Source organism: Aeromicrobium massiliense JC14 (assembly GCF_000312105.1).
In the GTDB taxonomy this organism is placed as follows: Bacteria; Actinomycetota; Actinomycetes; order Propionibacteriales; family Nocardioidaceae; genus Aeromicrobium; species Aeromicrobium massiliense.
The window spans coordinates 210,485-229,930 of the sequence record NZ_HE978637.1 but is presented as its reverse complement, the minus strand read 5'-3'; the positions used below and the strand labels follow the sequence as shown (position 1 = coordinate 229,930).

The window sequence follows — 19,446 nt, the reverse complement described above, 5'->3', positions numbered from 1 at the left end:
TACCGTAGGACGCATGACCGATGCTGCTGCGAAGACGGGTGCGTACGCCTGGGGCGTCGCCACGGTGACCGACGAGGGCGACGTGCTGGACGTCTGGTACCCCCAGCCCCACCTCGGATCCCCGGCCGAGCACGACCTGCAGCCCGAGGGGCTGGACGCGCTCGAGGGCCGCGACGAGGTCCGTGCCGTCACCCGCGCCGTCGTGCACACCGTCGTCGACGACCTGTCCGCCGCCCCGGCCGACGCGTACGACGCCTACCTGCGCCTGCACCTGCTGTCGCACCGCCTGGTGCAGCCGCACGGGCAGAACCTCGACGGCATCTTCGGCCTGCTGGCCAACGTCGTCTGGACGACGATCGGTCCCTGCGCCGTCGCCGACTTCGAGGTCACCCGCCTGCGCGCCCAGGCCGCCGGCCTGGTCGTGAACGTCACCAGCGTCGACAAGTTCCCGCGCATGACCGACTACGTCGTCCCCTCCGGCGTCCGCATCGGCGACGCCGACCGCGTGCGCCTCGGCGCCCACCTGGCCGAGGGCACCACGGTCATGCACGAGGGCTTCGTGAACTTCAACGCCGGCACGCTCGGCACCGCGATGGTCGAGGGCCGCATCTCGGCCGGCGTCGTCGTGGGCGACGGCTCCGACGTCGGCGGCGGCGCCTCGATCATGGGCACCCTGTCCGGTGGCGGCAAGGAGGTCATCCAGGTGGGCACCGGCTGCCTCATCGGTGCGAACGCCGGCATCGGCATCTCGCTGGGCGACGACTGCGTCGTGGCCGCCGGCACCTACGTCACGGCCGCCAGCAAGGTCACGCTGCCCGACGGCCGTGTCGTCAAGGCCGCCGAGCTGTCGGGCCAGGACGGGCTGCTGTACCTGACCAACAGCGAGACCGGACGCCTCGAGGCCCGTCCCCGGGCCGGCCGCTCGGGCGTCGAGCTCAACGCCGCGCTGCACGCCAACTAGTGCGGGCGGCGAGCTGGGTCGTCGCCGGGACGGCGGTGGCGGCCTGCGCGGTCGCCCTCGTCGTCCTGCGGGAGGACGAGCCCGACCGCGCCGAGTACTGCGTCGCGCAGGTCGACACCCTGCGCGCCGAGGTCGACCTGGAGCAGGCGCGCTGGACGTCGCTCATGGCCGCGATGGCGGCCGAGCGCGGCCTGCCGGCGCGGGCGACGACCATCGCGATCGCGACCGCCTACCAGGAGTCGCGCATCCACAACATCGACTACGGCGACCGTGACTCGGTGGGCCTGTTCCAGCAGCGTCCGTCGCAGGACTGGGGCACGGTCGAGCAGATCATGGACCCCGTCTACGCCACGGGCCGCTTCTACGACGCGCTGGCGAAGATCGACGGCTACACCGAGCTCGAGATCACCGACGCCGCCCAGCGGGTGCAGCGCTCGGCCTACCCCGAGGCGTACGCCGACCACGAGCCGTTCGCCCGGGCGCTCGCGTCCTCGCTCATGGGCTACAGCCCGGCCGCCTTCAGCTGCCAGGTCAACGTGCGCGAGGGCGGCTCCCTGACGGACGTCGAGGAGCTCGTGCGCGAGTCGTTCGGCGCCCAGGACGTCGACCGCCGGCGCGAGGCGCTCGACTACCCGGTGCGCGGCGCGGCCGACGAGCGCGCCCGGCGCGGGTGGCGCCTGGCGCAGTTCCTCGTCGCCAACGCCGCCCGGCTGGAGCTCACCTCGGTCAGCTTCGACGGACGCACCTGGACGGCGAAGGACTCCCCCGACGGCTGGGTCGAGGACGAGGACGCCTCGGCCGAGCGCGTCCGCGTCACCGTCTCCTAGCTCACGTCGCGGCGCAGCGTGGTGAGCCGGGCGACCAGCCCGAGCACCACGACGTAGGCGAGCATCACCAGCAGGCCGCCCCAGCGGGGCAGCAGGTCGCCGTCGCCGCCGAACGCGCCGAACGCCGAGGCGCCGACGACGGCGTCGGCCGCGGCCCCGGGCAGCACCTGGGCGACGCCCGAGAGCGCGTCGACCGCGCCGAGCCCGAGCCGCGCGATGGGCTCCACGAACTGCGTGAACGCCAGCACCGCGACGATGGCCACGACCTGGTTGGTCACGAGCGCGCCGAGGACGACGCCGATCACCGCCCAGACGGCCATGACGGCGACGCTGAGCAGCAGCACGGCCACCACGTCGGGGTCGGTCAGGTACGCGCCGTCGCCCTGCCACACGAGCAGCGGCACCGCGCCCGCCACGATCGACGCGACCGCGACGACGCCGAACACCAGGCCGAGCAGCAGCGTCGCCGTGGTCTTGGACGCCAGCAGGACGTCGCGGTCCGGCTCGACCAGGAGCGTCTGCTCGATCGTTCGGTGACGGTGCTCGGCGGTGAACGCGAGCGTGCCCAGCAGCAGCGGGAAGACGTAGCCGATCGCGTTGGTGCTCGAGTACACCGAGACGGCGGCGTCGACGCCCTCCACGATCGGGCCACTGCCGTCGGGCGCCTCGACGGTCACCGTGAACGCCATGACGACCCCGATGAACACGAGGTAGGCGACCATGACCAGCAGCAGCACCCACCACAGCCGGGTGGTCAGCAGCTTGCGCAGCTCGGACTTCAGCGCGGCGGTCATCGCGAGACCTCCTGGTCGGCGGTGAGGCGGAGGAAGACGTTCTCCAGGTCGACGGCACGGTCGGTGAGCTGGCGCAGCTCGATGCCCGCCGCGAAGGCGGCGGCGCCGACCTCGTCGGCGTCCACCCCGCGCAGCAGGACGCCGCCAGCCTCGGTCTCGGGCGTCCAGCCGCGCTCGGCGGCCAGCGCCGCGAGGCGTCCGGGGTCAGCGGCGCGGACGAAGGTCTCGGGCTCCGCCAGGCCGGTGAGGTCGGCGAGCGGCGAGGCGTGCACCAGGCGGCCGCGCGCGATGACGACGACGTCGTCGACCGTGTGCTGCACCTCCCCCAGCACGTGGCTGGAGACCAGCACGGTGCGCCCCTCGGCCGCGAACGCGCGCAGCAGCGAGCGCATCCAGACGATGCCCTGCGGGTCGAGCCCGTTGGCGGGCTCGTCGAGGATCACGACGGGCGGGTCGCCGAGCAGGGCCGTGGCCAGGCCGAGGCGCTGGCGCATGCCGAGCGAGAACCCGCCGACGCGGCGATTCGCGTACGGGGCCAGACCGACCAGCTCGAGCAGCTCGTGGCAGCGGCGGTCGTCCACGCCGACCTGCGGCGCGTAGACCCGCAGGTGGTTGAGCGCGCTGCGGCCGGGGTGGAACGCGGCCTCCAGCGACGTGCCCACGAGCCGGGCCGGGTGCGGGTTCGCGGCGTAGGGCTGACCTCCCACGAGCGCCTGGCCGGACGTCGGCCGGGCCAGCCCGGTCACCATCCGCAGGGTCGTGGTCTTGCCCGATCCGTTCGGGCCGAGGAAGCCGGTGACCCGGCCGGGCTCGACGGTGAAGCTGAGGTCGTCCACGGCGGTCACGGCGCCGAAGCGCTTCGTGAGCCGTTCGACCGTGATCGGCGGCGCGGAGACCATGCGGTCCTCCTGGGCGTCGGGGATGCGGTCCTCCGACCCTATCGAGGGCACTCCGTGGCCCGGACCGGCCGTCGCCGGTGGTTGCACGGTGCGCACGATGCGGGGCGGACGCGCGCCCTCGGCGGGAGTCCGCAGACCTTCCCGCCGAGCCGGTCCGCCGCGCTCGAACGGGCCTACGATCGCTGCACCACGCGAGGCCGGCACGGACCGGCCGGGCGACGGTGGTGGCGGCCGGGCCGCGGTCCGGCCACGCCGGGTGCGCCGCGGAGCCGCTCGTCACCAGGAGGAACCATGTCCACCAGCACTCCCGACCAGGAGCTCAAGGACCGGCACCGGGCGCTGTGGTCGCTCGGCGACTACCCGGCCGTCGCCGCGGAGGTCATCGCGGAGACCGGCCAGGTGCTCGTCGACGCCGCACGGATCCGGCCCGGCGAGACCGTCCTCGACGTCGCCGCCGGGTCCGGCAACGCGTCGATCCCCGCGGCGATCGCCGGCGCCTCGGTCGTGGCCAGCGACCTGACGCCGTCGCTGCTCGAGGCCGGCCGCGCCCGCGCCGAGGGGCTCGACCTCGACCTCACCTGGCGCGAGGCGGACGCCGAGGCGCTGCCGTTCGACGACGCGTCCTTCGACGTGGCCATCTCGTGCGTGGGCATCATGTTCGCCCCGCACCACCAGGACGCCGCCGACGAGCTCGTCCGCGTCGTCCGGCCCGGCGGACGCATCGCGCTGCTGTCGTGGACGCCGACCGGCTTCATCGGGAAGATGCTCGGCACGATGCGCCCGTTCATCCCACCGCCGCCGCCCGGGACGCAGCCGCCGCCGCTGTGGGGCGACGAGGAGCACGTGCGCACGCTGCTCGGCGACCGGGTGAAGGACGTCCACGCCGAGCGCCGGACGCTGCGGGTGGAGCGGTTCGCCGACGGACGCGCGTTCCTGGACTTCTTCAAGACGACGTACGGGCCGACGATCATGGCCTACCGCGCGGTGGCCGACAATCCCCAGCGCGAGGCCGAGCTCGACCAGACGGTCGTCCGGCTCGCCGACGAGTACGCGCCCGAGCCCGGCGTGCTCGAGTGGGAGTACCTGCTGATGACCGCGACGCGGGCGTAGCTCAGGCGAGCCGCTCGGCCGCCGCGGCGACGCGCTCGTCGGTCGCGGTGAACGCGACCCGGACGTGCTCGGCGCCCTTCGGGCCGTAGAAGTCGCCGGGGGCGACGAGGATGCCGCGCTGGGCCAGCCAGGCGACGGTGTCGCGGCACGGCTCGTGGCGGGTCGCCCACAGGTACAGCGCGCCCTCGGAGTGCGTGATCTCGAAGCCCGCGCCCTCCAGCGCCGTGCGCAAGGTCGCGCGGCGGGCTCGGTAGCGCTCACGCTGCTCGTCCACGTGCGCGTCGTCAGCCAGCGCGGCGGCCATGGCTTGCTGCACCGGCGTCGGCACCATGAAGCCCAGGTGCTTGCGCACGGCGAGCAGCTCGGCGACCACGTCCGGGTCACCGGCCACGAACGAGCCGCGGTAGCCGGCCAGGTTCGAGCGCTTCGACGTCGAGTGGACCGCGAGCAGGCCCTCGAACGAGCCGCCGCAGACGTCCGGGTGCAGCACCGAGACCGGCTCGGCGTCCCAGGCGAACTCCAGGTAGCACTCGTCGGAGACCAGCAGCGCGCCGCGCTCGCGGCACCACTCCACGACCTTGCGCAGGTGGTCGACGCCGAGGATCTGGCCGTGCGGGTTGGCCGGGCTGTTGACGTAGACCAGCGCCGGCTTCTGCGGGCCGAGCTGGGTCAGCGAGTCGGCGGCGACCGGCGTCGCCCCCGCATAGCGGGCGCCCACCTCGTAGGTCGGGTACGCGCGCTCGGGGAAGACGACCAGGTCGCCCTCGCCCAGGCCGAGCTGGGTCGGCAGGTTGGCGATGAGCTCCTTGGAGCCGATCGTCATGAGGACGTGCTCGGGGCCGACGCCGACGACGCCGAACCGCCGGGTCATCCAGTCGGCGGCCGCCTGGCGCACCTCGACCGGGCCGAGCACGGTCGGGTAGCCCGGCGCGTCCGAGGCGGCGCACAGCGCGTCCTGGACGACCTGCGGCACGGGGTCGATCGGCGTGCCGATGGACAGGTCGACGATCCCGCCGGGGTGCTCGGCCGCCCGAGCCTTGGCCGCGGCGAGCGTGTCCCAGGGGAAGTCCGGGAACCGCGACGAGACCGGGGCGCTCATTCCTGGTTCTGCGGCGGGAGGGCGGCGATCATCGGGTGGTCCTTGTCGATGACGCCCATCTTCGCGGCACCACCGGGCGAGCCGAGGTCGTCGAAGAAGTTCACGTTCGCGTCGTAGTAGTCCTTCCACTCCGGCGGCGTGTCGTCCTCGTAGAAGATCGCCTCGACCGGGCAGACCGGCTCGCAGGCGCCGCAGTCGACGCACTCGTCGGGGTGGATGTAGAGCATGCGCTTGCCCTCGTAGATGCAGTCGACCGGACACTCGTCCACGCAGGCGCGGTCCTTGATGTCCACACACGGCTGGGCGATCACGTAGGTCACTGAACTGTCTCCTTCGATGGGCGTACGCCTCAGTATCTACCGTCCGGCCACGGAGGGCCCACGGAGGTTCGCCTCATGGGACGTCCGTAGGTTGTGCGCATGCCTCTGGACGCCAGCATGGTCGGGTCCCGCGTCGTCGTGCGCCACCTGGTGGGTGGCACCGGTCCCGGCGGCGGCCCCGCCATGACCGACGTCGTCGGGCGTCTGCTCGCCCTCGACGAGGCGACCGCCCGCGTCGAGCGTCGCGACGGCACCCCCGTCGACGTCCCGGTCGCCGCGGTCGTCGCCGCGAAGACCGTCCCGCCGCGTCCGCTGCGCCGCCGGCGTGCCGCGGCCGTCGACGCCGAGGACCTCACCCGCATCACGTCCCGCGGCTGGCCGGGCACCGAGAGCGTCCCGCTCGGCGACTGGGAGCTGCGCGCGGCCGGCGGGTTCACGGGGCGGGCGAACTCCGTCGCCGTCCACGGCGACCCGGGCGTGCCGCTGGCGGACGCGCTCGTGCTCGTCGAGGCGTTCTACGCCGCCCGCGACCAGCCCGCGCTGGCGCAGGTCGTCGCCGGGTCGGCCTGGGACCGCGCGTTCGGCGAGGCCGGCTGGGTGGCCTACGGCGGTGCGCGCCCCGGCGCGATCGTGCAGGTGGCCGACCTCGAGCCCGCCTACCGGCGCGACCCGGACGCGGTCGTCGAGACGGACGTGTCCGAGGGATGGATGCGGATGTACCACCGCGCAGAGGACCTCCCGCTGGCCCGCGCCGTGCTGGAGGGACCGGAGACGGTCGGCTTCGTCAGCATCGCCTCCCCCGCCGTCGCCATCGGGCGCGTCGTGGTGACCGGCGAGTGGGCCGGCCTGGCCGCCGTCGAGGTGGCTCCTGAGGCGCGCCGCCAGGGACTCGCGCGACGCATCGTCGAGACGTCGCTCGCGTGGGCCGTCGAGCACGGGGCCGACAAGGCGTACCTGCAGACGATGCGCGACAACGACCCGGCGATCGCGCTGTACCGACCGTTCGGCTTCACCGACCACCACGAGTACCGCTACCTGACCCCCGGGAGCTGAAACCCGGACGGGGTGGGCGACCGGACCCTAGGCTCACCGCCGTGCACCTCCGCTCCCTCGCCCTCGCCGCCCTCGTCCTGCTTCCGCTGTCCGGCTGCTCGGACGACCCCGAGCCGCGCGAGCACGCCGCGACGTCGTTCGAGAGCATGCAACCCGAGGGGGCCACGGCGCTCGCCGAGGCCTACCGACGCACCGGCACGCAGCTCCGCCAGGACGTGACCATCCCGGACGGTTCGGGCAGCGTCCTCGTGGCGCTCGACTGCGTGGCTCCGTCGGGCGATCTCAGCGTGCAGCTGAAGGACGGGGGTGGAGCGAGCATCGGGTGCGGCGAGCACGTCGGCGACGGCCCCGGGTTCGTCTCCCTCGACTACGACCTGACGCCGGGCCCGCGCCAGATGACCGTGACGGCGCCCGAGGGCGCCGAGTGGTCGTTCGCGGTCTACCCCGACTAGCCGCGGCTAGCCCGCCGCCCGGACGACCAGCTCGTTGTCGTCCGGGTCGAGCAGGACGACCCCGTCGGTACCGGGCAGCGGTAAGGACCGGCGCGCACCGAGGGCCTCCAGCCGGCCCGCCTCGGCGTCGAGGTCGTCGGCGACGAGCTCGGGCCGCAGACGGTTGGTGCCGCGCTTGGGGTTCAGCGGCTCCCCGCCCCACGCCATCACGAAGTCGCCCCGCGGTGAACGGATCGCGGTCTCGCCGTCCTCGTCCCACACGAGCGGCCAGCCGAGCGCCTCGCTCCAGAACACGCCGGTCGCGCGCGTCCCGTCGCAGGCCAGCTCGCCCAGCAGGCCGCAGCCCGCGAGCCATCGGTTGCCCGGCTCGATGACGCAGAGCTCGTTGCCCTCGGGGTCGGCCAGGACCACGTGCGTCTCCTCGGGCAGCTGGCCGACGTCCAGGTGCCGACCGCCGAGCCGGAGCGCGGTGGCGATGCGGGCGTCGCGGTCGTCGAGGGACGTGCTGGTCAGGTGCAGGTGGATGCGGTTCAGCCCGGTACGGGACGCGGAGGACGGCGGGAACCGCAGCGGCAGGCCGCTCCCATCGTCCGACCGCGCGATAGGCGCTCCGGACGCATCGTCCTCGACCGACCAGCCCAGCAGCCCGCCCCAGAACGCGGCCAGCCGGTCGGGGTCGGCAGCGTCGATCGCCAGCGAGTCCAGCCGTGCCGTCATGGGGACCTCCTGCTCAGGCGTGCGTCCCGACGCTACGACGGAGCGGGGGTCCACCCCGGTCCGCTCAGCGCACGCGGACGTTCAGGTGCTTCGCCGCGGCTTCGCGGACGTCCTTGCTTCCGGTGTACTTGATCCGGAGCCGGTGCTGGCCCTTGCCGAGACGCACGCGCAACGTCTGCGGCGCGCCCGTGGCCTTGACCTTGGCGAGCAGCGTGCGCCCTTCGTAGACCCGGATCATCCCGCCTGGCGCGGTGATGCCGAAGCGCTGCACCAGCAGCTTCGCGCGCACCACCGCGACGCCGCGACGCGACTTCGTCCGGGCGACGCTCATGGTCGGCTGCACCCGCACGCGGATGTCCGGCACCTGATAGGTCGTGCCGGGCTGGGTCACCACGACCTTGCCGCGGGTCGAAAGCAGGTTGCCTTCGCGGACGCGCCGGTCGCCGACCGTGACGTCGTACTTCGCACGACCCAGCCCGTGCAGCGCGTAGGTGCCGTCGCGGCCCGTCGAGTCGACGCCGTTCTCGTCCATCGCGACGGAGAACCCCAGGGACGTCTCGCCGCGGACGGCCATCGCCGCCACGTCCACGTTCTTCAACGGCTGGCCCGACGGCGTCAGCAGCCGCCCGCGCGCCGCGGAGGCGGGCTCCATCACGGCGTCGGCGAGCGTGTTCGTCCCGGCCGTCAGCGTCACGGTCCGGAAGACGGTGCCGTGCTCCTCGGCGTGGTCGACGAAGGCGAGCTCCCAGGTCCCCGGCTCCAGCGTGCGTGGCATCCCCCAGAACCGCGACCCCTTGCTCGGGCGCACGACGCCGTCGGACCCGCTGACTCCCAGGTAGGCCGTGTACCCGTTGTAGTCCTCGTCGACCTTCTCGGCGATCAGGTCCACGCCGCGCTGGGGCTCGCCAGCGGCGGTGACGCGCACGGAGATCCGGGTGTCGGCGGTCTCGGCCTGCACCGAGGTGACGGAGCCGGCCACCAGGGCGGCGGCAGCAGCGACGGCGACGCCGGCCAGGCGCGGGGACAAGAGCTTCACGAGGGACTCCGAGGTCGGGACGAGGGCAGCGGCTCATGCTAGGCCGCGGCGACCCGTCGCGTCCGGCGTTCGGGGGCAGATCCCCGGCTCAGTCCGTCGCGCTCGCCGGACGGGGGTAGCCGCGGACCACGGCGCGCTCAAGCAGCCCGAGGGACGCTCGCAGGGCGGTCTCGCCGACGACCGGGAAGATCGGCTTCCACTCGGGAGCGGCGTCCGACCAGTCGCAGTACGACGTGACCCGCGTACCGCCCTCGTCGGCAGGCTCGAGCTCGTAGCCCCAGACGTGGCCGATCGGCGGCTTCACCGTGCCATGGATCGTCCACTCCACGCCGCCGGGGTCGTGCCGCGTGATGATCACCGTGACGTCGTAGCGGCCCATCGGCAGGTCGCCGAGCGCCTCGCGGTCCATGTGGACGATGAAGGAGTCGCCCACCGACGAGACCCGGCGTCCGGTCGCCCCCTGCAGCATGCCGCTGGCGTCGATCGCGACGTGCCCGTCGGGGTCCGACAGCACGGACCGGATCGCCTCCGGGTCGACGGGCACCAGCCGGGTGGCACTGATCCGCTCGTCGCTCATGGCGCCACCGTAGACCGCCGGCAGCACCCGGCGGACCCATCGTCGAGCCGACACGAGAGACTTCGCCCCGTGATCAGCACCTTCATCGCCGAGCACCAGACGCTCATGGCCTTCCTCGTCGGCGCCGTCCTGGTCGTGTGCGTCGTGCTCGCCGCCGTGTTCGCTCGGGGTGGGGACACCGGCCGCCGCGTCGCCGGCGTGCTGGCCACGCTGGGCCTGCTCGCCATCGTCGGCTTGACGCTGGTGCCTGACACCGCTCAGCCCGCGGACGTGCGGTGCAACCTCGATCCGATCTACTTCCTGCGCGACCACGAGAACATGCTGCTGTTCCTCGTGCCGGCGCTGTTCGCCGTCGTCGCCCTGCGTCGTCCACTGCTGGTGCTCGCGGCGGGCATCGGCCTGTCGCTCGCGATCGAGGCCGTGCAGGCCGCGATCCCCGCGGTCGGCCGCCGCTGCGACGTCGACGACTGGCTCGCCAACGGCATCGGCACGCTCGTCGGTGTCGCGGTCGCTGCGGCACTCGTCGCCGTCCTCGACCGCCGCCGCAGGCCGGTCACCTCGCGCTGAGGGGCACTGGGCCCGGCGAGCCGGCTCCGGCTTCGCAGCGCCACTGACCGCTCCGTGCGGTGCGACGGGACTAACCGGCGTCGGCACGCCCACGTCGCCCGGTCGATCTCGTCAGGCGGGGCCTCGGCGGGACCACCGTCGCGACAGCTCCCACACCTCGCCCTCGACCGTGGCCACCCAGACCGGAACCTGACGCCTCAGCACCCGCGAACGACGGTGCTCCAGACGTCCGCCGCCGGTGACGTAGGTGGCCGCCAGCCGGGTCAAGGCCCGGACCTCGTCAGGGCGCTCCTCGAAGTCGTCGGCATCGTCCATCAGCCCGAAAGCGCCCACGCCGTCCTCGCGGAGCAGCAGGTCGCACCAGCCGCCTTCCAGCACGAGCCGAGCAGTCCGGCCTTCCTCGCCGCTCAGCAGCACGGCGACGCCGTCCTCCGGACGCCAACCCGGCAGGACGTCCACCAGCACGGCCGGCCCCGAAACTTCGCGGACCAGCTTCACCATCTGGCGCTGCCAGTCCTCCTCCGCGCTCATGCTCGGGACTAGCCGCCGTTCTCGGCGGCCTCGCGCTCGGCGCGCTTCTTGCGCTGCTCGGCCTTCTTCTTGGCCGGGTCCTCGCCGCAGATGACGTGGTCGGCGGCCTGGTAGGTCGTCGTGTACTTCTCGGACTTCTTGCGCTGCCCGTCCTGGACGAAGTAGCGGTAGATGTCGATGTCGAAGCCGGTGATCGGCGACTGCGGGACGCACTTGTCGCTGGTGTCGTAGCGCTTGCCCGGGGTGCGGAAGTTGTAGCGGCCGGACTTGCCCGCCTCCACCTCGTCCCAGACCTTCGTCGAGAACATCTGCACGTGCATCTCGCCCTTGCGGCCGGGCGTGCTCTTGTCGACCCAGGCGTTGATGAGCACGCCGTGGTCGGTGTTGTTCTTGAACTTCATGTCCAGGCTGCCCCAGTACACGGTCGCCTCGCGGCCCACCGGGTAGCGGTCGATGTAGAACGTGTGCGCCTTGTGCTGGACGTCCTCGAGACCGGCGAAGAACGCCGCGTTGTAGGTCGTGGTGACGACCTGCGAGACGCCTCCGCCCGGCTCCTCGCGGAACTGGCCGCCGTTGATGACCGAGCCGGTCGTGAAGCCGTTCTCGATCGTCCGCTCGCCCACGGTGTCGTTGAAGCTGAACGTCTCGCCCGGCAGCACCAGGGTGTCGTCGAGCAGCTCGGCCGCCCGGCCCTGGTTGATGTTGCGGTAGTCGGCGTGCGGGAAGTACGTCGTGAACTCGCTGACCTTCTCCTTGACGCCGAGCTTCTGCGCGTCCTCGGTGGTGAACTCGGGCTCGACGACCTTCGCCTCGACCGTGACGGTGCGCGCGGCACCGGTCTCGGTGAGCACCGGGGCGATCTTGGTCGCCATCTCCTCGGGCTGCAGGCCGATGCCGGTCTTGCTGGGGACGATGCGCGGCTTGCCGCTGTCGACGACGATGCGGGCGTCGACGGCCTTGCGCCCCACGCCACTGGTCTCGGCGGCCAGGGCACCGGAGAGCTTCTCGGGGTCGATGACGGCGGTCATGGTGCCGTTGACCGGCTCGATCTTGAGCGCCGGCGCGTAGGCGGACACCGGGAGCGCGACCTTCTTCTGGCCCACCGCGATGGTGACGGGCGCCGAGACGGCCGGCTCGGCGATCTCGGTGACGGCCTGCTGCAGGCCCGCCTCGTCCACCTCCGGCTCGACGACGTCGGTCCGGACGTCCACGACCGGCTCGTCGGTCGTGCCGTAGACGGCCTCGACGGCCCGAGCCGTGGCGTCGCGGTCGAGAGCCACGCCGTCCTCGGGCGAGCGCGGACGCGGCTTCGCCTTGGGGAAGGTGACGAGCGGCTGGACGACCTCGACCTCGACCTCCTCGGCGACCTTGTCGAGCGCCGAGGCCATCTTGGTCGGGTCGGACGTCACGACCAGGTCGTGCTCGTCGGATCCCAGCACGAGCTCGGCCATGCGGACCGGGTTCCAGGTGCGCTCGCCGCCGGCCTGGTCGACGCTCTCGGCGGCGTCCACCTCGAGGCCGAGGTCGGCGGGCTTGAGCTGGACGGTCTCGGTCTCGCCGTCGACGTCGTACTGGACGCCGATCCGGGCGTCCTCACGCGCCTTCACGGCGTCGGCGACGGTGCGCTCGGCCTTGGCCGGGCTCATGCCGCCGACGTCGATGCCGCCGATCGTGGCGTTGGCCGGCAGCCGCGAGCCGGTGAGGAAGAAGCCGGCCAGGTACACGCCGACGAGCACGACGACGAGGGTCCCCAGGCTCCACGACAGCTTTTTGTGGCTGCGGACGAACGTGGCGACACTCATGCGGGCTCCTGCGTGGTCGGGGGACGGTAGACCGTCTTCTCCGAGGCGTCGGTGTGGACGAGGCGTCCGTAGTGCGAGCGGTAGTACAGCAGCGGGTCGTCGATCTCGTCGCGGACGCGGGCGAAGACCACGCTGCCCACCAGGATGGAGTGGTCACCGCCGTCGTGGACAGCATGCGTCTCGCACTCCAGCCACGCCAGACCTTCATCCATGAGCGCGACACCGGTCCGTGGGCCGCGGTGGTGCTCGACGCCCTCCAGCTGGGACTCCAGCGGACGTCCGCGGTGGGCGAACCAGGCGGACGTCTCACGGCCGCCCTCGGCGAGGATCGAGACGCCCCAGACACCGCTCTGCAGCACCGCCTCGTGGAACCGGCTGTTCTTGTGCGAGCAGACCAGGACGAGCGGCGGATCGATCGAGACGGAGCAGAACGCGCTCGCCGTCATGGCGTGGTCGATGCCCTCGTGGACGGTGGAGACGACGGTGACGCCGCTGGCGAACCTGCCCAGCGCGCCACGGAACGCCTTGTCGTCGATCGGATCCCTCACGGGGCAAGCCTAGGTTTCCACTGGGAGGCCACCACGAGCGCCCCGCCGCCACCGAGGGTGAAGACCCACCCGAGGGTGTCGTCGGCGACCAGGTAGCTGTCGCTCCCGGCCATCAGCGGAGCGAGCACGGCGACCGCCCAGCCGACCGCGAAGCAGGCCGTCCCGAGCGACACCAGGGCCTCGGCCCCGCGGGCCACGAGCAGCGTCGCGACGACGCCCACGACCAGGCCCCACGGCAGCTCGAGGTCACCTGCGTCCCACAGGTGACGGTGCACGACGGACGCCATGAGGCCGGTCCACAGACCGGCCAGCCCGGCGACCACCCGCCCGGCGATCACAGCCCGGCGAAGAGGTCGTCCTCGAGCCCCGAGGGGCCGACCGGACCACGGGTGCCTCGGGCGAGGCGGTAGTGCTCGGTGCCCCACACCGTCTGGCCGACGTTGTTGGACAGCGCGAAGAACGGGCCGTCGACCTCGACCTGCGAGGCGTGCGCCCGGAGCGCCGCGGACTTGGCGTCCAGGAAGGCGGTGCCGTCGATGGCCGCGTCGAGCTGGTCGTCCTCGAACGCCATGGGCGGCAGGTTGTCGGCCTCCCAGCCCTCGAAGCTGGTGGTGTCGCCGGCCTCGCGCAGCGCGGTCAGGCCCTCGCGGAAGGCGCGGGCCGACATCGCCGACCAGTAGACCTTGGCGATCTCCCACGGCTCGCCCAGCTCGGGCTTGTAGGAGCGGACGCCGGCCAGGTCGGCGGCGTACATCGCGACGCGGTGGGCCTGCACGTGGTCGGGGTGGCCGTAGCCGCCGAACTGGTCGTACGTGACCAGCACCTGCGGACGCACCTCGCGGATGACCTCGACCAGCAGGTCGGCGGCGACGAGCAGGTCGGCGGCCCAGAACGCGTCCGGACGCACGTCGGTGCCGGCGGTGGCGTTGCCGTCCTCGCCCCAGACCATGCCGGAGTCGCGGAAGCGTCCGGGCCCGCCGAGGAAGCGGTGGTCGGTGACCCCGAGCTCCTTCATCGCGGCGGCGAGCTCGCCGATGCGGTGCTGGCCGAGTCGGTCCTCCTGGTCGCTGGCGTAGTGCGCGATCTCGGGGACAAGGATCTCGCCCTCCTCGCCGAGCGTGCAGGTGACGAGGGTGACGTGGGCGCCCTCCGCGACGAGGCGGGCCATGGTGGCGCCGTTGCCGATCGTCTCGTCGTCGGGGTGCGCGTGCACGAGCAGCAGCCGCTTGTCGGCAGAGTCCATGGGTCACAGGCTAGCCACGCTGTGATGAGATCGGGGCGTGACCGTCTCGTACCCCCGCCTCGCCGCCCGCACCCTCCGCTTCACGCTGGGGGTGCCGCGCACCGTGACCGTCTCCCCCGACGGCGGCACCGTCCGCTTCATCCGGACGCCCGACGGGGTCACGCGCACGGGACAGCTGTGGGCGCTGGACGTCGCGTCCGGCGAGGAGTCGCTGCTCGTCGACCCCGCCGACCTGCTCGGCGAGGGGCCCGAGGAGCTGACGCCGCAGGAGCGCGCCCGTCGCGAGCGCAGCCGCGAGTCCGCGGCCGGCCTGGTCTCCTACGACGTCGACCCCACGGGCCGCTGGGCCTGCTTCCCGCTCTCCGGCCGCCTGTTCGCCGTGCACCTGGGCGCCGGCGCCGTCCGCGAGCTGCCGACGCCCGCCGGCGTCATCGACCCGCGCCTCGACCCGGCCGGACGCCGCGTCGCGTACGCCAGCGGCGGCGCGCTGCGCGTCGTGGGCGTGGACGGCGAGGACGACCGCGCCCTCGTCGAGCCCGACGGCGAGCACGTGACCTGGGGCCAGGCCGAGTTCATCGCCGCCGAGGAGCTCGACCGCTACCGCGGCTTCTGGTGGGCGCCGGACGGCGAGTCGCTGCTCGTCCAGCGCACCGACGAGTCGCCGGTGCCGGTCTGGCACGTCGCCGACCCCGAGCACCCCGAGCGCACGCCCGTCACCCAGCGCTACCCCGCCGCCGGCACCCCCAACGCCGAGGTGACGCTGTGGATCGTCGGCCTGGACGGCACCCGCACCGAGGTCGTGTGGGACCGCGAGGCGTACGAGTACGTCCACCAGGTGTCGTGGAACGAGTACGGCGACCCCGTGGTGCAGGTGCTCGGCCGCGACCAGCGCCGCTCGCAGGTGCTGGCGGTCGACCCCGCCACCGGCGCCACCCGCGTGCTGCGCGAGCTGACCTCGCGGGCGTGGGTCGAGCCCAACGCGTCCCCCGCCCGCCTCGCCCCCGGCGGACGCCTCGTGACGATCGAGGAGTCCGGCGACAAGCGCCGCGTCTGCGTCGACGGCGAGCCGATCGGCGACGACACCTGGCACGTGCGCGGCATCGTCTCGGTGCACCCGGACGCCGTGGTGGTCACCGCGTCCGACGACCCCACCCAGGTGCAGGTCGTCCGGCTCGGCCTGGACGGCTCGGTCGACCCCGTCACGTCCGGCCCCGCCGTGCACGGCGCGGTGGTCGGTGGCGGCACCACGGTCGTCACCCGGGCGTCGCTGGAGTCCGCCCGGCCCACCGTCACCGTCTTCCGCGACGGCGTCGAGCCGCGCGAGCTGCGCGTCGTCAGCGAGGAGGCGCCGTTCCAGCCGCAGGTGCGCCTGCTGACCGTGGGCGAGCGCGACCTGCGCGTCGCCGTGGTGCTGCCGCGCGAGCACGTGCCCGGCTCACGGCGGCTGCCCGTGCTGATGCTCCCCTACGGCGGCCCGGGTGCCCAGATGGTGCTCAGCTCGGCGCGGATGTTCCTCGAGGCCCAGTGGTACGCCGACCAGGGCTTCGCCGTCGTCGTCGCCGACGGACGCGGCACGCCGGGCCGCTCGATCTCGTGGGAGCACGCGATCCTGCACGACTTCGCCGGCCCGACCCTGCAGGACCAGGTGGACGCGCTGCAGGGCGTGGCGGCCGAGCTGCCCGACGACGTCGACACGTCCCGGGTCGGCATCAGCGGCTGGTCGTACGGCGGCTACCTGGCCGCGCTCGCCGTGCTGGCCCGTCCCGACGTCTTCCACGCCGCGGTCGCCGGCGCCCCGGTCACCGACTGGCGGCTCTACGACACCGCCTACACCGAGCGCTACCTCGGCCACCCCGACGAGCGTCCCGAGGTCTACGACGAGAACTCGCTGACGCACCTGGCCGCCGGCCTCGAGCGTCCGCTGATGATCATCCACGGCCTGGCCGACGACAACGTCGTGGCCGCGCACACGCTGAAGCTGTCGTCGGCGCTGCTGGCGGCCGGGCGTCCGCACACCGTGCTGCCGCTGTCGGGCGTCACGCACATGACGCCGCAGGAGACGGTCGCGGAGAACCTCAAGCTGCTCCAGCTCGACTTCCTGCGCACCCACCTCGGCTGACGCCGGAGCCGTGGCTCAGGCGCGCGGGCGCTTGAGCCGCTTGGGCTGGGTGGGCAGCTCGAGCGGCACGACCGGCGCCGGCGGCCCGTCCGGCTCGGGCGGCACCCAGCCGCCCGCCTCGTCGGCGAGGTCGGCCGCGACGGCGTCCCACGGCTCCACAGCGACGACCGAGGCGAGGTCCTCGTCGTCCTCCTCGCCGGCGAACATCTCGCGGCGCACGCTGCTGGCGTAACCGGCCTCGTCCAGCGCGGCGACGAACGCCTCGGCGTCGTCCATCTCGTCGAACCACACGTCCTGCACGAGCAGAGCGTAGGATGGTCCGGTCACGTCGCCCACCACGAGGTACGCATCCGTTGAAGAGCTGAGGTCCGAGACCCTGCGCGGCACTGCCGCGCGTCCTCGTCGACCTCTGCCCACGGGCACCCTCGACCGCGCGTCGTCCACGCAGCGTCTCCACGCATCCCGTCCCTGTGACTGCCTGGAGGCCCCATGCCACACCTGTCCCTGCACGACCTCACCCTGACCTGGCCGGACGGCCGCACCGTCCTGGACGGCGTCACGCTCGACCTGTCCCCCGCCCACCACGGCCTGGTGGGAGACAACGGGTCCGGCAAGTCCACGTTGCTGCGCATCCTCACCGGCGAACTCGCCCCCACGTCGGGCACCCGGCTGGTCGAGGGCCGGCTCGCGCATCTGCCGCAGGACCCGCTGCCCGAGGACGCCGCGACCGTCGCCGACGTGCTCGGCGTAGCCGACCGGCTGGCGGCGCTGCGGGCCGTCGAGTCCGGAAGCGTCGACCCGGACGTCTACGACACCATCGGCGACGACTGGGACGTCGAGGCACGCACGACCGCGCTGCTCGGCCGGCTCGGCCTGGACCGGCTGACGCTCGACCGGGATGCGTCGACGCTGTCCGGCGGCGAGCTGACGCTGCTCGCGCTGGCGGCGCGGCTGCTCACCGAGCCGGACGTGCTGCTGCTGGACGAGCCGACGAACAACCTCGACCGTCCCGCCCGCGAGCGCCTGCTCTCGGTCGTCGACGAGTTCCGCGGCGTGCTCGTCGTGGCCAGCCACGACCGCGAGCTGCTCGAGCACGTCGACGCCGTGCACGAGGTGCGCGACGGCGGCGTGCGCACGTTCGGCGGTGACCTGACCGCGTACGAGGCGGCGGTCGCGGTGGAGCGCGAGGCGGCCGAGCGGGACGTCCGCGACGCCGAGTCCGACCTGCGCCGGCAGAAGCGCGAGCTGGCCGCCGCCCAGGTCACGCTGGCCCGGCGCAACCGCACGGCGGCGAAGGCCGAGCGCGAGAAGCGGGTGCCGAAGATCGTCGCCCACGGCCGCCGGATGAACGCGGAGGTGTCGGCCGGCAAGCTGCGCGGCGAGCACGAGGGCAACGTCGAGGCGGCCCGCGACCGGTTGTCGGAGGCCGACGCCCGGTTGCGCGACGACGAGCCGATCCGCGTCGACCTGCCCGAGACGCGGGTGCCGGCCACGCGCGACGTCGTCACGACCGACGGGCTCGTGCTCGCCAACGGGCTGGCCCTGGACGTCCACGTGCGCGGGCCCGAGCGCATCGGCCTGGTCGGCCGCAACGGTTCGGGCAAGACGACGCTGCTGCGCACGCTCGTCGGCGAGCTCGAGCCGAGGGAGGGCGAGGTGCGGCTGCGCGTGCCGGCTCGCCTGCTCCCCCAGCGCCCGCGGCTGCTGGTGCCCGGCACGTCGGTCGCCGAGAACGTCGAGCGGCTCGCGCCGACGGCGTCCCGGCAGGAGGTGCGCTCGCGCCTGGCCCGCTTCGGGCTCCGAGGTGCCCGCGCCGACCAGGACGCCGGGACGCTGTCGGGCGGCGAGCGGCTGCGGGCCACGCTGGCGTGCCTGCTGCTCGCCGAGCCGGCCCCGCAGCTGCTGTGCCTGGACGAGCCGACCAACGACCTCGACATGCGCAGCGTCGACCGCCTGGTCGAGGCGCTGTCGGGCTACGAGGGCGCGCTCGTGGTGGTCAGCCACGACGAGCGGTTCCTGGAGGCGCTCGGGCTGGACCGCACGATCACGACGTGAGGCCGAGGGCGTCCAGGGAGTCGGCGACCTGGACGTCCAGCAGCGCGGCCGGGTCGACGACCGGGTCGGGGCCGAGCTGGCCGAAGACCTCCAGGCTCGTGAGCCCGACGATGGTCGTCCAGACGCCCAGGGCGTGGCGCAGTGCGCCGTCGTCCAGCGCGACCCCGGCCTCCTCGCGCAGGCGCGAGAGGTCGAGCCCCGGCGGGGCCGGTGCCGTGGCACCGGCCCCGTCGAGGGTGGTCAGCAGCAGGCCGATGACGCGCGTCCCCGGACCGCTCGTGCGCTCGGCCGGCGCCGCGTAGCCGGGCACCGGGCTGCCGTAGAGCAGCGCGTAGCGGGCGGGCTCGGCGACGGCCCAGGCCCGGAACGCGCGGGCGACGGCCAGCACCTGCTCGCGTGGCGTCGTCGCCCTCGCGTGCGCAGCCTCGGCGGCGTCGGCGAGCTCGTCGTAGGCGTCGACGAGCAGCCGGGTCAGCAGCTCGTCGCGGCTGTCGACGTAGCGGTAGACCGCCGACGAGACGAGGCCCAGGTCGCGGGCGACGGCCCGCAGCGAGAGGGCCGCCGCCCCGCACGTCGCCAGGTGATCGCGGCCCACCTCGAGGATGCGCTGCTCGGTGCGGGCACGGGTCTCGGCTCGGGTGGGCATGGCGCCATCGTGACACAACGAGAGCACTGCTCTTGCTTTCGCGTCCCGGAACCACCATGCTGACTCCGAGAGCAGTGCTCTCCGAATCGA

At 73.4% G+C, this 19,446-nt stretch carries 22 protein-coding genes; 8 read left to right on the top strand and 14 right to left on the bottom strand.

What is annotated here, in order from left to right:
* Positions 1-13: 13 nt before the first annotated feature.
* On the top strand, positions 14-961 hold the full coding sequence (dapD, locus tag HGAM_RS08275) for a 2,3,4,5-tetrahydropyridine-2,6-dicarboxylate N-succinyltransferase (RefSeq protein ID WP_019145014.1): 948 nt from the start codon (positions 14-16) through the stop codon (positions 959-961).
* Positions 961-1,788 carry a VldE C-terminal domain-containing protein gene (locus tag HGAM_RS08270; RefSeq protein WP_019145013.1) on the top strand — a complete coding sequence of 276 codons (828 nt, stop codon included), beginning with the start codon at positions 961-963 and terminating at the stop codon, positions 1,786-1,788. Before dapD ends, HGAM_RS08270 begins: the two co-directional genes overlap by 1 nt.
* Here the strand turns inward: HGAM_RS08270 and HGAM_RS08265 are convergent.
* Positions 1,785-2,582: an ABC transporter permease gene (locus HGAM_RS08265; protein WP_019145012.1), complete on the bottom strand. Its 798-nt coding sequence runs from the start codon at positions 2,580-2,582 to the stop codon at positions 1,785-1,787. The two genes, HGAM_RS08270 and HGAM_RS08265, sit on opposite strands and share 4 nt — an antisense overlap.
* Positions 2,579-3,481, bottom strand: coding sequence for an ABC transporter ATP-binding protein (locus tag HGAM_RS08260; RefSeq protein ID WP_019145011.1), 903 nt, complete (start codon positions 3,479-3,481; stop codon positions 2,579-2,581). The genes HGAM_RS08265 and HGAM_RS08260 overlap by 4 nt, the downstream gene beginning before the upstream one ends.
* 291 nt (positions 3,482-3,772) lie before the next feature.
* Here HGAM_RS08260 and HGAM_RS08255 point away from each other — a divergent pair, with 291 nt between their 5' ends.
* Positions 3,773-4,591 carry a class I SAM-dependent methyltransferase gene (locus HGAM_RS08255; protein ID WP_019145010.1) on the top strand — a complete coding sequence of 273 codons (819 nt, stop codon included), beginning with the start codon at positions 3,773-3,775 and terminating at the stop codon, positions 4,589-4,591.
* A 1-nt stretch (position 4,592) separates the two neighbouring features.
* Here HGAM_RS08255 and dapC read toward each other — a convergent pair whose 3' ends face one another.
* Positions 4,593-5,690, bottom strand: a complete 1,098-nt coding sequence (gene dapC, locus HGAM_RS08250) for a succinyldiaminopimelate transaminase (protein ID WP_019145009.1) — start codon at positions 5,688-5,690, stop codon at positions 4,593-4,595.
* Positions 5,687-6,010 carry a ferredoxin gene (gene fdxA / locus HGAM_RS08245; protein ID WP_019145008.1) on the bottom strand — a complete coding sequence of 108 codons (324 nt, stop codon included), beginning with the start codon at positions 6,008-6,010 and terminating at the stop codon, positions 5,687-5,689. The genes dapC and fdxA overlap by 4 nt, the downstream gene beginning before the upstream one ends.
* 99 nt (positions 6,011-6,109) lie before the next feature.
* Between fdxA and HGAM_RS18425 the strand changes: the two genes are divergently transcribed.
* Positions 6,110-7,063 (top strand): GNAT family N-acetyltransferase, encoded by a 954-nt coding sequence (locus tag HGAM_RS18425; protein WP_019145007.1) that lies wholly within the window; start codon positions 6,110-6,112, stop codon positions 7,061-7,063.
* A gap of 41 nt (positions 7,064-7,104) precedes the next feature.
* Positions 7,105-7,515, top strand: coding sequence for a hypothetical protein (locus HGAM_RS08235; RefSeq protein WP_019145006.1), 411 nt, complete (start codon positions 7,105-7,107; stop codon positions 7,513-7,515).
* A gap of 6 nt (positions 7,516-7,521) precedes the next feature.
* Here HGAM_RS08235 and HGAM_RS08230 read toward each other — a convergent pair whose 3' ends face one another.
* From HGAM_RS08230 to HGAM_RS08220, 3 genes are all read right to left on the bottom strand, one after another.
* A complete protein-coding gene (locus tag HGAM_RS08230) occupies positions 7,522-8,232 on the bottom strand; it encodes a VOC family protein (protein ID WP_019145005.1) in 711 nt (236 codons plus the stop codon).
* A 64-nt stretch (positions 8,233-8,296) separates the two neighbouring features.
* Positions 8,297-9,268 (bottom strand): hypothetical protein, encoded by a 972-nt coding sequence (locus HGAM_RS08225; protein ID WP_019145004.1) that lies wholly within the window; start codon positions 9,266-9,268, stop codon positions 8,297-8,299.
* Positions 9,269-9,356: 88 nt separating this feature from the next.
* Positions 9,357-9,845 carry an SRPBCC family protein gene (locus HGAM_RS08220; protein WP_038951655.1) on the bottom strand — a complete coding sequence of 163 codons (489 nt, stop codon included), beginning with the start codon at positions 9,843-9,845 and terminating at the stop codon, positions 9,357-9,359.
* Positions 9,846-9,914: 69 nt separating this feature from the next.
* Here HGAM_RS08220 and HGAM_RS08215 point away from each other — a divergent pair, with 69 nt between their 5' ends.
* Positions 9,915-10,412, top strand: a complete 498-nt coding sequence (locus HGAM_RS08215; RefSeq protein WP_019145002.1) for a VanZ family protein — start codon at positions 9,915-9,917, stop codon at positions 10,410-10,412.
* Positions 10,413-10,523: 111 nt separating this feature from the next.
* On the opposite strand, the gene HGAM_RS08210 is transcribed toward HGAM_RS08215, so the two are convergent.
* From HGAM_RS08210 to mshB, 5 genes are read right to left on the bottom strand one after another with little or no spacing between them, the layout of a single operon-like run.
* Positions 10,524-10,943 (bottom strand): hypothetical protein, encoded by a 420-nt coding sequence (locus HGAM_RS08210; protein WP_019145001.1) that lies wholly within the window; start codon positions 10,941-10,943, stop codon positions 10,524-10,526.
* An 8-nt stretch (positions 10,944-10,951) separates the two neighbouring features.
* Positions 10,952-12,745: a VanW family protein gene (locus tag HGAM_RS18420; RefSeq protein ID WP_019145000.1), complete on the bottom strand. Its 1,794-nt coding sequence runs from the start codon at positions 12,743-12,745 to the stop codon at positions 10,952-10,954.
* Entirely contained in the window at positions 12,742-13,293 is a 552-nt protein-coding gene (locus HGAM_RS18415; protein WP_019144999.1) for a flavin reductase family protein, read from the bottom strand. Before HGAM_RS18415 ends, HGAM_RS18420 begins: the two co-directional genes overlap by 4 nt.
* Positions 13,290-13,580, bottom strand: a complete 291-nt coding sequence (locus tag HGAM_RS08195; protein ID WP_172636434.1) for a hypothetical protein — start codon at positions 13,578-13,580, stop codon at positions 13,290-13,292. The genes HGAM_RS18415 and HGAM_RS08195 overlap by 4 nt, the downstream gene beginning before the upstream one ends.
* Before the next feature lie 47 nt (positions 13,581-13,627).
* Positions 13,628-14,536, bottom strand: coding sequence for an N-acetyl-1-D-myo-inositol-2-amino-2-deoxy-alpha-D-glucopyranoside deacetylase (gene mshB / locus HGAM_RS08190; protein WP_019144997.1), 909 nt, complete (start codon positions 14,534-14,536; stop codon positions 13,628-13,630).
* 37 nt (positions 14,537-14,573) lie between these two features.
* On the opposite strand from mshB, the gene HGAM_RS08185 reads away from it, so the two are divergent.
* The gene (locus HGAM_RS08185) at positions 14,574-16,655 is read left to right on the top strand and encodes a S9 family peptidase (protein ID WP_019144996.1); all 2,082 of its coding nucleotides are present in this window, start codon (positions 14,574-14,576) and stop codon (positions 16,653-16,655) included.
* A 15-nt stretch (positions 16,656-16,670) separates the two neighbouring features.
* On the opposite strand, the gene HGAM_RS08180 is transcribed toward HGAM_RS08185, so the two are convergent.
* Positions 16,671-16,955: a hypothetical protein gene (locus HGAM_RS08180; RefSeq protein ID WP_019144995.1), complete on the bottom strand. Its 285-nt coding sequence runs from the start codon at positions 16,953-16,955 to the stop codon at positions 16,671-16,673.
* Positions 16,956-17,144: 189 nt separating this feature from the next.
* On the opposite strand from HGAM_RS08180, the gene HGAM_RS18410 reads away from it, so the two are divergent.
* On the top strand, positions 17,145-18,710 hold the full coding sequence (locus HGAM_RS18410; RefSeq protein ID WP_019144994.1) for an ABC-F family ATP-binding cassette domain-containing protein: 1,566 nt from the start codon (positions 17,145-17,147) through the stop codon (positions 18,708-18,710).
* Here the strand turns inward: HGAM_RS18410 and HGAM_RS08170 are convergent.
* Positions 18,700-19,356, bottom strand: a complete 657-nt coding sequence (locus HGAM_RS08170; RefSeq protein WP_019144993.1) for a TetR/AcrR family transcriptional regulator — start codon at positions 19,354-19,356, stop codon at positions 18,700-18,702. The genes HGAM_RS18410 and HGAM_RS08170 overlap by 11 nt on opposite strands.
* Between the last annotated feature and the right edge of the window lie 90 nt (positions 19,357-19,446).